Annotated in this window: 16 protein-coding genes and 2 other annotated features; of the genes, 13 read left to right on the top strand and 3 right to left on the bottom strand. The window is 32.8% G+C overall.

Going from position 1 to position 16,061, the window contains the following annotated elements:
* Positions 1-188 precede the first annotated feature (188 nt).
* Together ACFCYN_RS00515 and ACFCYN_RS00510 are read left to right on the top strand one after the other, a co-directional pair.
* Positions 189-929 (top strand): ABC transporter ATP-binding protein, encoded by a 741-nt coding sequence (locus ACFCYN_RS00515; RefSeq protein WP_172446308.1) that lies wholly within the window; start codon positions 189-191, stop codon positions 927-929.
* Between the two features lies 1 nt (position 930).
* Positions 931-2,895 carry an FtsX-like permease family protein gene (locus tag ACFCYN_RS00510; RefSeq protein ID WP_375946875.1) on the top strand — a complete coding sequence of 655 codons (1,965 nt, stop codon included), beginning with the start codon at positions 931-933 and terminating at the stop codon, positions 2,893-2,895.
* A gap of 91 nt (positions 2,896-2,986) precedes the next feature.
* Here the strand turns inward: ACFCYN_RS00510 and ACFCYN_RS00505 are convergent, their stop codons facing one another.
* Together ACFCYN_RS00505 and ACFCYN_RS00500 are read right to left on the bottom strand one after the other, a co-directional pair.
* Positions 2,987-4,006, bottom strand: a complete 1,020-nt coding sequence (locus ACFCYN_RS00505; protein ID WP_375946873.1) for a sensor histidine kinase — start codon at positions 4,004-4,006, stop codon at positions 2,987-2,989.
* A complete protein-coding gene (locus tag ACFCYN_RS00500) occupies positions 4,003-4,674 on the bottom strand; it encodes a response regulator transcription factor (protein WP_172446305.1) in 672 nt (223 codons plus the stop codon). The genes ACFCYN_RS00505 and ACFCYN_RS00500 overlap by 4 nt, the downstream gene beginning before the upstream one ends.
* 278 nt (positions 4,675-4,952) lie before the next feature.
* Between ACFCYN_RS00500 and ACFCYN_RS00495 the strand changes: the two genes are divergently transcribed.
* The 3 genes from ACFCYN_RS00495 (at position 4,953) to ACFCYN_RS00485 (ending at position 7,342) form a co-directional block, all read left to right on the top strand.
* Positions 4,953-6,215: a DUF2157 domain-containing protein gene (locus tag ACFCYN_RS00495; protein ID WP_375946870.1), complete on the top strand. Its 1,263-nt coding sequence runs from the start codon at positions 4,953-4,955 to the stop codon at positions 6,213-6,215.
* Positions 6,205-6,717, top strand: a complete 513-nt coding sequence (locus ACFCYN_RS00490; protein WP_375946868.1) for a GDYXXLXY domain-containing protein — start codon at positions 6,205-6,207, stop codon at positions 6,715-6,717. The genes ACFCYN_RS00495 and ACFCYN_RS00490 overlap by 11 nt, the downstream gene beginning before the upstream one ends.
* 121 nt (positions 6,718-6,838) lie before the next feature.
* Positions 6,839-7,342, top strand: a complete 504-nt coding sequence (locus tag ACFCYN_RS00485; protein WP_375946866.1) for a VanZ family protein — start codon at positions 6,839-6,841, stop codon at positions 7,340-7,342.
* Between the two features lie 43 nt (positions 7,343-7,385).
* Here the strand turns inward: ACFCYN_RS00485 and ACFCYN_RS00480 are convergent, their stop codons facing one another.
* Positions 7,386-7,952: a biotin transporter BioY gene (locus ACFCYN_RS00480; RefSeq protein ID WP_098171831.1), complete on the bottom strand. Its 567-nt coding sequence runs from the start codon at positions 7,950-7,952 to the stop codon at positions 7,386-7,388.
* Between the two features lie 154 nt (positions 7,953-8,106).
* On the opposite strand from ACFCYN_RS00480, the gene ACFCYN_RS00475 reads away from it, so the two are divergent.
* From ACFCYN_RS00475 to ACFCYN_RS00440, 8 genes are all read left to right on the top strand, one after another.
* Positions 8,107-8,625, top strand: a complete 519-nt coding sequence (locus ACFCYN_RS00475; RefSeq protein WP_375946864.1) for a GrpB family protein — start codon at positions 8,107-8,109, stop codon at positions 8,623-8,625.
* Between the two features lie 366 nt (positions 8,626-8,991).
* Positions 8,992-9,221, top strand: a binding site (T-box leader).
* A gap of 50 nt (positions 9,222-9,271) precedes the next feature.
* Positions 9,272-9,499, top strand: a binding site (T-box leader).
* A 307-nt stretch (positions 9,500-9,806) separates the two neighbouring features.
* Positions 9,807-11,543, top strand: coding sequence for an aromatic amino acid hydroxylase (locus ACFCYN_RS00470; protein ID WP_375946862.1), 1,737 nt, complete (start codon positions 9,807-9,809; stop codon positions 11,541-11,543).
* 108 nt (positions 11,544-11,651) lie between these two features.
* Positions 11,652-12,023 carry a VOC family protein gene (locus ACFCYN_RS00465; RefSeq protein WP_375946860.1) on the top strand — a complete coding sequence of 124 codons (372 nt, stop codon included), beginning with the start codon at positions 11,652-11,654 and terminating at the stop codon, positions 12,021-12,023.
* A gap of 174 nt (positions 12,024-12,197) precedes the next feature.
* Positions 12,198-13,184 (top strand): GNAT family N-acetyltransferase, encoded by a 987-nt coding sequence (locus ACFCYN_RS00460; RefSeq protein WP_172446299.1) that lies wholly within the window; start codon positions 12,198-12,200, stop codon positions 13,182-13,184.
* 48 nt (positions 13,185-13,232) lie between these two features.
* Positions 13,233-13,778, top strand: a complete 546-nt coding sequence (locus tag ACFCYN_RS00455; RefSeq protein ID WP_216853925.1) for a GNAT family N-acetyltransferase — start codon at positions 13,233-13,235, stop codon at positions 13,776-13,778.
* Positions 13,779-13,804: 26 nt separating this feature from the next.
* Positions 13,805-14,248 (top strand): SRPBCC family protein, encoded by a 444-nt coding sequence (locus ACFCYN_RS00450; RefSeq protein ID WP_375946858.1) that lies wholly within the window; start codon positions 13,805-13,807, stop codon positions 14,246-14,248.
* Positions 14,249-14,250: 2 nt separating this feature from the next.
* A complete protein-coding gene (locus ACFCYN_RS00445; protein WP_172446297.1) occupies positions 14,251-15,369 on the top strand; it encodes a GAF domain-containing sensor histidine kinase in 1,119 nt (372 codons plus the stop codon).
* Positions 15,370-15,382: 13 nt separating this feature from the next.
* Complete coding sequence (locus ACFCYN_RS00440; RefSeq protein WP_172446296.1) at positions 15,383-16,030, top strand: response regulator transcription factor; 648 nt, start codon at positions 15,383-15,385, stop codon at positions 16,028-16,030.
* Positions 16,031-16,061: the final 31 nt, after the last annotated feature.

Here is a 16,061-nt window from a genome sequence, read left to right as displayed (position 1 = left end):
AGAAATAGGGCTGTTTTTTTGTTTGAAAAAAACTTTTCTAGTTAATTGGATTAATAATCAATTATTTATGGAAAATTAGATTTGCATACAGTTTACAATGTGACAAAATCGTCACTTTAGTTCATGTTAAATCGATGGTTTACATCGTGTGGTCAGTTTATAGTTAACATGAACAGGAGGTAATAATCATGAAAACTGTAATCCAAGCTAAAAATTTATCAAAAAACTACGGTAAAACAAGCGTCTTAAAAAATATTGATTTAACAATTCAGCTAGCTGAATTTACAGCCATAATGGGGCCATCAGGGTCAGGGAAATCAACATTAATGAATGTTTTATCAACGATCGATCAATTATCAGGTGGGGATGTTTGGTTAAATGAGCAGTCTCTATTAGATTTAAATAAGAAAACTTTGCGCAAATTTAGACAAGAACATATGGGATTTATCTTCCAAGATTATAATTTGTTAGATACTTTAAATGTAAAAGAAAACATTTTGCTACCTCTTTCATTACGAAAATTCTCGATTGAAGAAATGGAAAAGCGACTTGGTCCAATTGTTAGTGCGCTAAATATTGAGGATATATTACAAAAATATCCTTATGAAATTTCTGGTGGCCAAAAACAAAGAGCAGCTTCTGCTAGAGCTATTATTACGAATCCGGCAATTGTATTTGCTGATGAGCCGACTGGAGCACTTGATTCGCGATCTGCAACGCAACTGCTAGAACAACTAGTCAATTTGAATGAATTATTTCAAACGACTATTTTAATGGTCACACACGATCCTTATGCAGCTAGCCATTGTAAGCGAGTGATTTTTCTTCGAGATGGAAGTATTGTGAATGAACTATATAGAGGTAATCAAGAGCAAAGGACGTTTTACGATCGAATTTTAGACACACAAAGTATTATGGGAGGGAATTAAAATGAACCTCCTAGAGTTAACAAGTCGGAATATAAAACGAAATTTTCGCTTATATACAATTTATTTAGTTTCAATGATTATCGGAGTGATTATTCAATTTACGTTTTCGGCATTAATGTATAACGATGACATTATTAATGCGCTTAAAAACAAAGAAAGTTTCAAAACTGGTGTTAGCATTGCAACAGTTGTTATTTTCCTATTCATTATTTTTTTCATTCTGTATTCAAATTCATTTTTTATGAAACAGCGAAAGAAAGAATTCGGAATGTACTTATTGTATGGGATGAGTGAAGCTCAAATCACACTTATGATATTTTATGAAAATCTTTTTATCGGTGGGATTTCTCTTGTGAGTGGGATGTTAATTGGAGGCTTATTATCTAAATTCTTCGGAATGTTATTAATGAATTTAATGAAATACAATGAAGTCATTTCATTGAATTTTCCGATTGAAGCGATTGCCTCAACAGTTGGTTTGTTTATTTTACTAGCGATTATTATTAGTATTCAAAGCTTTTTTATGATCCGCAGAGTACAAATCGTTGAACTATTTCATGCACAATCAAAAAAAGAAAAAACATTTAAATCTTCACCTTTTTTTGCAATTTTATCAATCGTATTGCTAGGAATAGCTGTCTATCTCATTACTAGTGGAAAAGAATCAGTTTTTTGGAAGGAACATGTAAGTTTTACTTCAATCACGGTAACAATTGGTTTAATTGGTGGAACATATTTATTTTTTCGACAGTTTACAGGTTGGTTGTTACAAGTTTTTTCTAATAGAAAAAGGTTTTATGAAGGAAATACGGTCCTTTGGGTTTCATCATTAAGATTTCAAATAAGAAGTAATACGTTAAATTTAACATTTATTACGCTTTTTAGTGCAGTACTAATCTTGTTAATCGGATTTGTTACAATTAATTATAAAGTGCAATTTGAAGCTGTTGGAATGAACCTACCTAATGATATTGCATTTCAAACAATCGATAAAAATACTAGTAATCATATCCATCAAATAATAAAAAATTCAAATCATCCAATTGAAGAATACAAACAAATAGAAGGATTAGTTTCAAAAACAAAGTCAAACAGAGCAATTGCTTTTGAAAATCCTCAATATTTTACGAAAGAAATCCTGCTATTTTCAGAGAATGAATATAATAAAATAGTAACGATGCATGGTAAAAAAGAAAAAGTTCATTTGAATGGGATGGAAGCTGTTTCACTTTCTCAAGGATCAGACTTTCCGAAAGTATATCCTGTAGACCATCAGCCGAAATTTACGATTACAACTAAACAAGACCAAACCTTTAATCTAGTAGAAAAAAAAGACTATGCGTTGCTTGGGTGGGGAACAGACCCAGGTAAATCAATGTTAATAAAACCTTCGATACTAATTATTTCAAATGAGGCCTACAATAATATAAAAAAACAATCAGTTAAGCAGAGATTTGAAATTTATCATATTAAAGATGTGAAAAATGCTGAAGAGCTTTCTAAAAAGATACATGCAATTGTAACAAAAACGCCAAATGCATATTACTCCTCATTTGCTGATGTGTATTCAAAACAAATTGAAAGCTCATCTTTAGTTCTGTTTTCAGCTTGTTTCTTAGCCATTATTGCATTATTTGCTTTGGCGAGCGTTATTTATTTTAAGCAATTACGTGAAGCTACAGAAGAGCAAAGATTATATGCAATATTACGTAAAATCGGTACGACAAATAATATAATAAAAAGTGTAATACGAAAGCAATTATTATTTGTTTTTATGCCTCCATTACTACTAGGAGTTATGCAGAGCTGGCTAATATTAAAATATTATATGTTAGATTCAGTGAAGGGCTTTCCTGGGCTCACTAGCATTATTATAGGTGTATTAATTTCATATACATTGATCTATATTTTGTTTTATTTATCTTCGACGAGTATTTATTATAAGATCGTTAATCAGAAGAGGTAGGTTCCCAATTAAAGTTCGAGAATCTTCCACTAATCAACAAACTAACAGAAAAGGCTAATAAAAGGAGCTCCCGTTCGTCGATTTGTCCGACTTAAAAGGGAGCTCCTTTATTATGTGCTAAAGAGTTTTTCTTTGTAGACCAAAATGGGTCAATATTTTTTGGAAAGTGGATGACAAATTGAGTATAGATATTTTCTTCTGAAGTACAAGTAATAAAATGCCCCAATTTATTTGATAACTCCTGGGCTAAATATAAACCCATACCAGTGGATTTAGTGAAAATGCGTCCATTTGTTCCAGTAAAGCCACGATTGAATATGCGCGGCAAGTCCTCTTGTTTAATTCCGACACCATTATCTTCGATGATTAAAAGCTTCTCCTGTTGTGTTTCATTTGTGGAGATTGCTATTTCTCCATTTTCGTTCGAATACTTCAAACTATTCGTAATTAGTTGGTTTAAGATGAATTGTAACCATTTTGAATCACTTTGGATAATTGTAGGTTCTATGGACAAGTTTAAACGAATTTTTTTAGCAAAGAAGGCTTTAGAGTGTGTTTTCAAAGTATCTTTAACGAGACGATCTAAGTTGCAGTTTTTAATTTCATAGTCCTGATTAAAGTTATCGAGCTTAGCATAGTAAAGTGCTTGGTCAACATATTGCTCAATCTTAGTAATTTCTTCTATTAAACTTTTAGGCTCGAAGTCAGTTTGTTGCATCAATCGTAATACAGAGATAGGTGTTTTTATCTCGTGAAACCAAGAGACAATATAGTCATGATATTCTTTTTGCTTAGCTTGAACATCATTGATCGTTCTAATATGATTGCGCTTTAGTTCTTCAATATATTTTTCATAGTAGACCCCTTCAAAAGATAGGTTTTCATAATCTTCTTCGTCTATGTGGCGTATCGTCTGACTATTTTTCTGAAAACGATAAAGAAGAAAGGCTATAAAAATGAATATATTCAGTGCAAAGGCATAAGTGAATGTATCCCATCGAAATGAAATGGAAGGGTCGGTTGTAAGTAAAGTGACAAGGATGATGTTGCTTATAATGTATAGAAACAAATATGATTTTTCAAACTTAAGGAACAGTAAAAACTTCTTCATATGATATATCCTTGACCTTTGCGAGTATGAATAAAATCATCAAGCCCAAGTGAGGAGATTTTTCGTCGTAATCGATTAACGTTGACAGTCAAAGTATTATCATCAATGAATTGGTCATCATTCCAAAGCGCCTGCATTAAATCATCTCTGGACACGATTTTTCCAATATTACGCATCATAATTTGGAGAATAATAAATTCGTTTCTTGATAGCTCAGCTGAATTTTTCATATAAGCAACTGTTGAATTATTTAAATTGAATTGTAGATTACGATGAGTGAGATTCGTATTGCTCTCATCTTGATATGTATAATTTCTTCTTAATAGCGCACTAACCTTCGCGACTAAAACACCTAAATCAAATGGCTTTTGAACAAAGTCGTCGCCGCCCATATTAATTGCCATTATAACGTCCATATTTTGAGTTCTAGAAGAAAGAAATATAATTGGAACCTTAGAGGTCATTCTAATCTGTTGGCACCAATAAAATCCGTCTAAAGTGGGGAGGTTTATATCCAATAAAACAAGGTGAGGTTGAGTATTCTCAAACTCTAAAAGGACTTGATCAAACTTTGTCACTTCAATTACCTCGTATTGCCACTTCTTCAACGTTTCGGAGACGATTTTGCGAATTTTTTCATCATCTTCTACAATCATGATTTTAAACAATAAAAAACCTCCTTTTTGAATTATTTGGTAAGTGATTAAACTGATTGAATTTATCAACAGACTATCATAATAGTCAAGAGGGGACAATACGATGCTAATTATTAAAGTCAATTTCTTAAGCCATAGTTGAAGAAATAATGAATTAAACAAACGTTTAATTAAAATATTGTGTAGGTTAAGAGGCAAATTTTTAAAATATAAAGGTAATTTATGCTTTCTTGATAAATTATAATAATAAAAGAAGTGGCTTTAAGAGCTACTACTAAAGGGGGGAGTTAATGAGTAAATTAGAACAAAAGCTAAAGGAGTGGCACAAGCTCAATTTACTAGATGATGATTCATTAAATCGAATACTTGATTACGAAAGGCATCAAGGCAAGGTTGAGAAGCAATCATTTTTAGGGAATATAGTGCCATTTTTAATTGCTTTACTTGTGGCATTTGCGATTCTAGCACTTGTGGGTAGTAATTGGAATGAATATAGTCAGACTATGAGATTAGTTATTATTTTTGTAACGCTTTTTGTTTTCCACGCAGTAGCATTTATAAGTTATCAAAAAGCCAAAGAATTGTTTGGACATTGTTTAAATTTTATTAATGTGATCGGATATGCATGTGCATTTGTTTTAATTGTACAAATGTATCAATTTTCTAGTGATAGTCCAGTATTTCTTATTACGTGGACTATGCTCGCGTTTCTTTATTACTATGTCCTAAAGCACGATATGTTTTATTATCTGTTTTTAGGAATTGGGTTTTTTAGCTTGAGCTATAGTGCAGGAATAGATACTGTACATGTTTATCTACTACAAATTCCATTGTTGCTTTGCTCAATATATTTCTTGAAAATCATGAAGAATCGTTGGAGTGTAAGCTTTAATTATTCATTCATAGGTTATATCATCATTATGTTTTTCCAGACATTTTCAAATCGCCAGTATTTTATACCTATTATTCTAGTCGTATTTATTCTTTGGTATTTGAATGAACGCGGAGTAATTGACTATGTACTCCTGCCAGTATTTACGATTTTTGTATGGTTCTTCACCTATTTCACTACAACATTTGGGGGATTGTATGATGTAGCTCATGAGCTACAAAAGGAATTTTCATATGGGTTTTTGAAGCCGGTAGCTGTACCGTTATTTGATGCTATTATTCTGTTAATCCTTATACTAGCAATCTACACTGCATACAAAAAGTGGAAGAACAATGTGGCTATGAAAAATCATCTTTGGATTTTCTTATTTATATTTTTATTACCAATTTTAGGTGTTCAAGATAAATTAGCCAATATGATTGTAGGCGTTTTGATCTTATTTGCTTATTCATGTATCCGTCTATTTAATGGAGTTTCAGGTCACGAAAGAGGCAGCATCATTATAGGGTTTATAACATTTGCAGCGCTTGTAATTGGCATTTACACTGGATTAGCTGTTTCATTCATAAGCAAATCAATTGTGTTTATCATCCTTGCAATTGTTTTATATCTTGTATTTCTTCAATCGAAAAAAGTAAGAGGTGATGAACATGCAAAGTAAGAAAAAGTTACTTCTTCTTTCACTTATTCAGTTTGTTCTATTACTAGCTTTACTTGGAAATATTATGTACTTTAAACAGTCGGCAGATACTTTTAAAATTGAATCAAAAAGTCTAGATCCGATAGAACCATTATTAGGGCACTATGCATCTCTGACATACAGCTTCGATACGATTAATATGAAAGATTGGCAAGGAAAATCAGAACCGAAAGATGGGAAGGCAGCTTATATCGTTTTTAAAGAGGATCATCAAAATGGTATATACGTATTTAACTATGCATCGGATCATCGCCCAACACATGCAAAATATATTAAAGCAACCATTCAATATTCATATGATGATGGTGAGGGCGGCAAAAAAATAGTCCTTAACCATAATTTAAGTCGTTTTTATATTCCAGAGAGACAAATGGATAAATTCAATAATGAAAGTGATTTCATTGTTACAGTCCAACAAAAAGGAGATCGATCAATCGTTAAATCTGTTGATCTTCCACACTAGTAGCCACTCATTCAAATGAGTGGTTTTTTAGTATCCGACAAAAAAGGTTTGAAAATAAAATGACTCAAAATTGGATAATTATGGTATTATTGAAATAAAAGTGGTTCGGAGATTTTAAAATATGTATAAGTTTATAAAGACGATTTTAATCTTATTATTCTGTTTCTATTTGATGATTTTGACGCAAAATATTCTTTTCAAGTATACGCCGATATCACAAGTAATAAGTCAATTTGAATTTAGCTTAATTAGAGAGAATTGGTGGAGTTTTAATAACTTTATTCCATTTAAAACAATCATTTTTTACTTGTTTTTAGCAGATATTAATTTAAATATTAGAGTTAGTAATTTGGCAGGAAATATTATCGGCTTTATGCCCTTTGGTTTTATTCTTCCTTTAATCCTTAAGAAGTATTTTAACTTTAAGTCAATTCTAAAAGCGACGTTCATTTTAAGTTTAACTTATGAAATCCTTCAGTTGGCATTAGAGCTAGGAAGCTTTGATGTTGATGATTTAATCTTAAATACACTCGGTGGAATATTAGGTTATTTCGTTTTAAAATTGATAAAGTTCATCTACGATTTGATAGGTAAACGTAGTAATAATACAATGGGTATGAATTAAGAATATAAAAAAAGCTCATTTCATCGAATGAGCTTTTTCTATATTATGCTGAAATTTCATCACGTTTTAGTAAATTTGCTTTTACTAAACGTTTACCAATCATAACACCTAGTGCAGATGCAACATAGGCTTTAACTAATCCTAGAATAATGAATGGATAAAAACCAAAAACCATTGCGTCGTGCCAGCTTAGAGAAGCCGCTATTTTTAACCAGACAGTACCAAAAATTAATGTAACAAACATTCCGATCGTGTTTGCAATCATTGCATTTAATACTGTGAACTTTGTTTTTTCAATAAAGTAAGCGATGATAAAAATAGTTGGAATAAATCCAATTAAATAACCACCAGTTGAACCGACTAGTACCCCAAACCCCGCAGCACCTCCTGCGAAAACCGGAATTCCGATTGCGCCAAGCGCTAAATAAAGAAGTAACGAGATTGTTCCGTATTTTTTACCTAAAATCGTAGCCGCTAAGCCGATTGCTAATGTTTGTCCCGTGATTGGAACAGGAGAAAAAGGCAAAGGAATAGATACTTGAGATAGAATACCAATAATTGCTGCAAATAAAGCTGAATTAATAAGCATTTTTAATCTTTCTTGTTGCATTACTAAAATCTCCCTCTCTTTATGTTAACTTATTTATTTTCATGGTTAACATATTATAAATTAATTATATTTTATATAAAAAGATTGTCAATATGAATAAAATGAAAGATAGAGAATTGATAGAAAAAAGAATTTATGAGGAAGAGATGATAAGGTGACAAGTCCGAATGTAATGTTAAAAAATTACGATCCTAATTGGGAATTACAATTTGAAGAAGAAAAAGGGAAAATTTTATCCGTCATTTCAGATAAACTAATTCAAATCGAACATATCGGGAGTACGTCAGTAAAAGGTTTAGGAGCAAAACCAATAATAGATATTATGATTGGAATCGATCAATTAGATGATGTTGATGAACTAATAAAACCACTAAGCTCAGTTGATTACGAATATGTCCCCAAGCCTGAATTAACAGATAGAATATTCTTTAGAAATGGGGAAAGGGGACAAGGAACGTGCCACTTACATATTTGTGAATATAAAAGTAATGAATGGATTGAAAAATTATTGTTTAGGGATTACTTGAGAGAGAACCCTAAAATTGCAGAAGAGTATTTGAATCTAAAAAAGAATCTCGCGAAGGAATTTCAATTTGACCGTCAAACCTATACTAAGAACAAAGAACCGTTTATTAGGGAAGTTAATAAGTGTGCTAAGAGTAAACTTTTCTAATATAATATCGCTTTCAATACTTTCTTAGAGGGTGGGACTAATAAAAATAAGTGTGAGTTTTCAATTTGTAGAAAAATAAACAATTAAGATGAAAATAACTATTTATCTATAGTAAGATTATTTTACTTTAGAATCTTAATAATTATAGGATTCATCTAGTAAAATCATTTGGATGAAAAAAGCTTTTATTAAAATTGAGGTTCAATTTTCTCATTAAGTTGGCGAGAAAAAAATAGATGATTACAATTGTATCTTTCTAGAGATAATTCGTAAAATTATATTTAAATAATAAATCCTTTTGAAAAATAAGTATAAAAAGTGTTGACATTTATGAGAAATAGGAATAAAGTATGTATTAATTGAATGACGAAAGCAATGATAGGAAATTTAGTAGTGGAGTTTTCCCTGTAACAGAGAGCTGGTGGTAGCTGCAAACCAGTACATAGAACACATGAATTACAATCCTAGAGCATCTTCTTCGAAACGAATAGTGAGGGGAAGACGGTGAAGAGCCGTTATGAAATGAAGATATTAGTATCGTTTTGAATACTAATAAATTTAGGGTGGTACCGCGAATACAATATTTCGTCCCTACTGTGCAAACAGTAGGGACTTTTTTATTTTTAAGAACAATTCAATTTAATAATAAAAAGCAATGAATGGAACTTAGTAGTGAAGTTTTCCCTGTAACAGAGAGCTGATGGTTGGTGCAAATCAGTACAAAAAACGACACGAATTACAATCCACGAGCATCTTCTTCGAAACGTTAGTGAGGGGAAGACGGTGAAGAGCCGTTATGAAATGAAGATATTAGTATGTAGTTAATACAGCTAATAACTAGGGTGGTACCGCGAATTAACCGTTCGTCCCTACTGTGCAAACAGTAGGGATTTTTTTTATGTTTTTAAATATCTTAATTACCTACGTGAGCGCAGCGCGCCTTTCTCACTAGCATTGGAAGGAGTGATGTATTTGGTTGATTATGACAATAATTACCGAATAAAAAAAGATTTTGTAGAAAGAAGGAGTAACTTGGAAAAGGTAGAAATGGATAAATGATGGAAACTTGCTTAGAAATGCTCAAAAAAGCTTTTAGCAAGAATAGATAGAACGGGTATTTTTAAGAAAGTAGTGTAATAGATTTTTAAGTGAAACAATTATAAAAAAGGGGAATTGATGACATGAAAGAAGCAGCTTTTGAAACAAAAATTATACCACCTCATTTGAAGCAATACTTATCGGAGCAAAATTATGATCTATACACGCCGATTGACCATGCGGTATGGCGTTATGTTATGAGACAAAACCATCATGCATTAAAAGATAAAGCACATGCTGCATTTGTAGACGGTTTAAAGATGTCTGGAATTGAAACGGAAAAAATTCCAAATGTAGCTGAAATGAACGAGAGCTTATCAAAAATTGGTTGGGGCGCAGGGATCGTTAATGGATTAATTCCTGGTGCAGCATTTTTTGAACTTTTAGCTAATGGGATTTTACCAATCGCAACTGAAATTAGACAAATAACGAATATAGAATATACACCTGCTCCAGATATTATTCATGAGGCTGCAGGACATGCGCCAATCTTATTTGATCCTGTATTTAGAGAATACGTTCAAAAAATTGGTTCAATTGGTGCAAAGGCATTTGCTACGAAAGAAAAACAAGAATTATTTGAAGCAGTTCGAAATTTAACGATTGTAATGGAAGATCCAAAGTCGACTCCAGAAGAAAAAGCTGCTGCGCAAAAATTAGTTGAAGAAAGACAAAAAGCGATTGTTGGAATTTCAGAAGCTGAAAAAATTTCACGCGTATTCTGGAGAACAGTTGAATATGGTCTAATTGGTGAAGTAAATAATCCGAAAATTTATGGTGCTGGTTTATTATCATCAGTAGGTGAAAGTACACATTGCTTTACAGATGCAGTAGAAAAACTTCCTTTCTCTATTGAAGGTGCTACAGAACAACCGAAAAATATAACTGAAATGCAAGCACAACTATTTGTATGTAAAGATTTTGATGAGTTAATGCAAGGTGCAGAAGAATTAGCAAGTACTATGGCGTTCCGCGTTGGTGGTACTGAAAGCTTAGATAAGGCTCTTAAATCAAAAAGCGTTGCTACATTTGAATTTAATTCTGGATTAAGTGTAACAGGTATTGTTCATGCGATCTTAAAAGATAAAAACGGTGAAGCAATTTACGTAAATACAACTGGCGAAACAGCACTATCAATTAACAATAAACAATTAGATGGTCACGGTAAAGACTACCACGCTAAAGGATTTGGTACTCCAGTCGGACTTCTACAAGGAGATATTAAGTTAGAAGAATGTGATGATGCAGCACTTAAAAATTTAGGTATTGTTGTAGGAAACTTTGTTGATTTAGAATTCTTAAGCGGTGTAAGAGCTTCTGGTAGAGTTGTGAATATCATTAAGAATGAAGACAAGATTGCATTAATTTCATTTGAAGACTGTACTGTTACTTACGAAGGAAAAGAATTATTCAAAAAAGAGTGGGGAACATTTGATATGGGAGTTGGTTCAAGCGTTGTATCAGCATACCCTGGTGCGGCTGACCCAGCATCTTACTTCAGTGATTCAATTAAAGAGATTGAATTCGTAATGGAAACACCTGCTCCATTAACTGAATTAGAAAAATTATATAAAGAAGTTAGAGTGATTAGAGAAAAGAATACTTTCTGCGATGACTGCATTTCTAAATTAATTGCTGTTCATGGTGAGCTTAACCGCGACCACCAAAGTGATTGGTTATTACGTTTAGAATTACTTGAAATTGCTACAGTTAATCCTAAACTAGCTCAACTTGTGGAGCCACTTAAAGCTGAATTAGAAGCATTAAGAATAGAGGATTCATTAAAGAATTTAATTACAAATGGTTTAAAATTAGTTTAAATAAGTAAAATAGCGTTGCTTCGACAGAAGTAACGCTTTTCTTATTTTGTAGTTCTGTTAATCTAAAGATATAAAAAAGATTCTTTTATAATGGGAGAGGTGTTTTTTATGGCGTTTGAAATAAAAGGAATTGACCATGTTCAGTTAGTTTGTCCAAAAGGTGGCGAGGAAGAAGCTCGAAAATTTTATAGCGGCATTTTAGGCATGGAAGAATTGCCAAAGCCAGTAAATTTAAAGGGCAGAGGTGGATGTTGGTTTATTTGTGGAAACCAAGAGATTCATATTAGTATTCAAGAAGACTTTGTAGCGCCTAAAAAAGCACATCCTGGATTAATTGTTACAAATATTGAGACATTAAGAGAACAACTAATTGCACTTAACTTTGAAATTAAAGAAGAACCACCAATTGAAGGTAGAACTAGATTTTTCGTTAATGATCCGTTTGGAAATAAAATTGAGTTTTTAGAATTTCATCAATAATCTTTGTCCAAATTAGGATTGTCTGAATAATAACATGACGAAAGCGAGCATTATCTTCTATAAGCAGGAAGTAATGCTCTTTTTATTGAAACTAGTTATATGTAGATTAAAGGATTAATAAAATAGTCGAACTTATTACTAGTTAAAGTTTATGTAATATTCAGGAGGTTTGAGATGAGATTTATCGCGTTTGAAAATAGATATTTAGATGAAGCGGCTAGTCTTTTGGCTAACCGTCATATGTATGACCGAAGTATGAACCCTGAATTGTCACCTAAATTCGAAAGCGCTGAGAATGGTAAAAAGGCTATTGAAGTGCTTTTTAATGAAAAAAATAGCATTGGCATCGCCGCAATAAATGATTCCAAGCTAGTTGGTTATATGATTGGATCAATTCATACAGATAAAAATCGCGAGCGACATACTTGGATCAAGTATGCAGGTATGGCAATCGCGGAAAGTGAAAGTACAGAATTATATCGTGAATTATATGCAGAGTTTGCTAGGCAAATGGTTGAGAATGGCTCTTTTAATCACTACGTAATGGTACCGAGTGGAAATAAGCCGGCTTTAGATGCTTGGCTTCATTTGGGATTTGCTTTTGAACAGGTTCATGCTATCCGTAATTTGTCAGTATCGACGGATCGAGTTTTTTCAGATATACAAATTCGAGTAGCAAATAATGAAGATGAAAAACGAATTCGTGAATTAGCAACTGTCATTATGGAACACCAAGCGAAATCGCCAGTATTTGCACCAGGTTTCATTGAAGAGAGAGAAGATTACCAAGAGGGTTATGCAGAGTTAATTAATGATGAGACTGCAACTTTATGGTTAGCACTCTATCAAAATGAAATTGTAGGTTTTCAAGTATTTGAATCGGCAGAAGCATCTGATGAGAATTTATTAACGCCGGAATCTTGTATTAGTTTAGTAGTAGGAGCAACGGTCGAATCTTCCCGTGGTATGGGTGTTAGCACGGCCTTATTAGATCATGGACTTAACTTTGCTAAAGAAGAAGGCTATCAGTTTTGCGAAACTGATTGGAGAATAACCAATTTAGAATCCTCAAGATTTTGGTCGAAAAATGGTTTTAAACCTATAGCGTATCGGTTAGTTCGTAAAATTGACCCTAGAATATTGTGGGCAACAGGAATATAGATTAGTGGGAATCAATAAAAAGCAGTTATGACAGGGAGAGTAGCGGAAATGATGAAGTTAGTTGGTAACAATATACATATAAGACAATTAGAAGTTTCTGACGCTGAGGAATTTTTGGCGTACGAAGTTAGAAATAGAGAGTTTTTTAAACCATTTACATATATAAAAGATGAAAGTTTCTATACATTAGAAGCTCAAGTCGATCGTATTAAATCCTATAAAGAGAAAAGTGACAATGATGTGTATTATGGATTTGGAATCTTTTTAAATGAAACGAATGCTTTCATAGGATTTACGATGTTAGCAGAGGTTTTAAGAGGAGATTTACAAAGTTGTTTTGTTGGTTATTCTTTAGATGAGGATCAAAATGGAAAAGGTTTTACGACAGAAGCTGTAAAGTTGGTTGTTGAATATGCATTTAATGAATTAAAATTACATCGCATCGAAGCGGGAGTAATGCCGCATAACATTGGTTCAATTAGAGTGTTGGAAAAGTCAGGCTTCCATAAAGAGGGTATTGCTAAGAAAAATGTCCGAATAAATGGAAAATGGGAAGACCATCAAGTACTTGCAATTATTAACGAAAATGAATAACTTTAAAATATTTTGGAGGTATTAATATGAGCATTATTAGTTATCCAGATTTATCGAGTAGACCATATAGTTTAACAGTAGAGCGAGTGATGGATAGTTCGATAGAAGTATTGTATGAAGCGTGGACAGAACGATTCGGTGATTGGTTTGCTGCGCCAGGTTCGGTCATTATGAAGGCAGAGGTTAATTCTGTATTTTTCTTTGAAACACATTTTGAAGATAAGCGTCATCCTCATTATGGTCGTTTTTTAAAGCTTGAACGCAATCAACTTGTTGAGATTACATGGTTTACTTCAGGATCAAAAACAGAAACTGTTGTTACAGTGGAATTTTCTACAAATGAGAGTGGAGAAGCAGTTGTTAAGTTAACACATGCAGGGTTTCTAGATGAATTATCAAGAGATCAACATGAGCAAGCATGGCCAATGGTGCTTGAACAACTTGATCGACGTATGAAGGAATTAGCATAAGCATGAAAAAAGAATCATTTCTTTTAGAGCTACAAGTATTAAAGGAAATTGCAGAAATATTAAATGAGGGTACTGATTTATACAGTACCCTAAATTGCGCCTTAGCCAAATTAATTCAAGTAACGGGCCTAGATACAGGGTGGATTTTTTTAATAGATAATAATGGAGATTATGAATTAGTCGCATCACATGAGTTACCCCCAGCTCTTATGAACGAAGAAGCTAAACCAATGTGTAATGGCGATTGTTGGTGTGTAAATAAATATAATACAGGCAGACTTAATAAAGCATCCAACATAATGGAATGTAAAAGATTAGAGGATTCATTAATCCATAATTGGGGAGAAACGAATGGTGTCACACATCATGCGACCGTACCACTACAAGCAGGTGAAGAATCGTTTGGCTTATTAAATGTTGCGGCTTCTAATAAATTAAACTTTGACCGAGAAGAGTTGAATTTACTAGGAGCAGTCGCACTGCAAATTGGAACAGCAATTAAACGAATTCAATTAACTGAACAGGTAAAAGAGTTTGAGTTGATTCAGGAAAGAAACCGCCTTGCGAAGGACTTACATGACTCAGTTAGCCAATTATTGTTCTCTATTAATGTTACTGCAAAAGCTGGTGCAAATGTTTCGGAGAGTACTAAGTTAAAAGATACATTTAATCAGATCCAACAAATTGCCCAAGAAGCACAAGCAGAAATGAAGGCTCTAATTTGGCAGCTTAGGCCGCAAGGAATTGAAAAAGGAATCGTTAGCGCGCTAATTAACTATGGTGAAATGCTAGGATTGAACGTAAACAGTCATGTAAAAGGTACAACAATATTGCCATCCAAAATAGAAGAAACATTATGGCGTGTCGGTCAGGAAGCCTTTAATAATTGTAGAAAACATTCAGGTGAAAATGCAGTATTTTTACAGTTATCAATCAGTACTAAGAAAGTAAAAATGACGATTCGAGATGAAGGTGTAGGTTTTATCTGCCCAAAGGATGTACAAATTCCAACATTAGGATTGAAGAGCATGAAGGAAAGAGTCGAATCGATAAAGGGATCGTTCTTGGTTGAAAGTGATTTGAACAAGGGAACAAAAATTACGACGAGTATCCCTTTTTAAAAAGGAGAATTTTATGTCTATTAAAATATTAATTGCTGATGATCATCATGTAGTTAGGAGAGGACTAATTTTCTTTTTAAATACACAGGATGATATTGAGGTCATTGGGGAAGCGTCAAACGGAGAAGAGGCATTAAACTTAATAAAAGAGTTAAAACCAGATATTGTAATCATGGATTTAGCGATGCCGGTTCTAGATGGAATTGAAGCAACAACACGTATTCACAATGAAGGCTTGGCTGTAAAGGTAATGATTTTAACTAGTTTTTATGATCAAGATCATATTTTACCTGCTATTGAAGCCGGCGCAGCTGGATATTATTTAAAGGATAGTGACCCAGACGAGCTTGTTTCGGCTATTCGAAAAATTCATGATGGGGAAAAACAATTCCATTCAAAGGTGACAACTCAATTAGTTTCTGCTCTTACTGGGAAGTCTGAAATAAAACAAGAACAGTCATTTCAAGATAAATTAACTAAACGAGAAATGGATGTGTTGAAGGAGATTACAAGAGGTAAGAGTAATAAAGAAATTGCGGCATCACTATATATTACTGAAAAAACAGTGAAAACCCATGTTTCGAATATATTGGCTAAGACGCAGCTTCAAGATCGTACGCAATTAGCCCTTTATGCAATACGAAACGGAATTTCAAAATAAACGATTGTTCAACCATTTGAATTTTAATTTT

It is taken from the genome of Gottfriedia sp. NPDC056225, from assembly GCF_042267765.1.
Classification (GTDB): Bacteria; Bacillota; Bacilli; order Bacillales; family Bacillaceae_G; genus Gottfriedia.
Note: the sequence above shows the minus strand (reverse complement) of the source record. Positions and strands in the feature narration are given on the sequence as shown.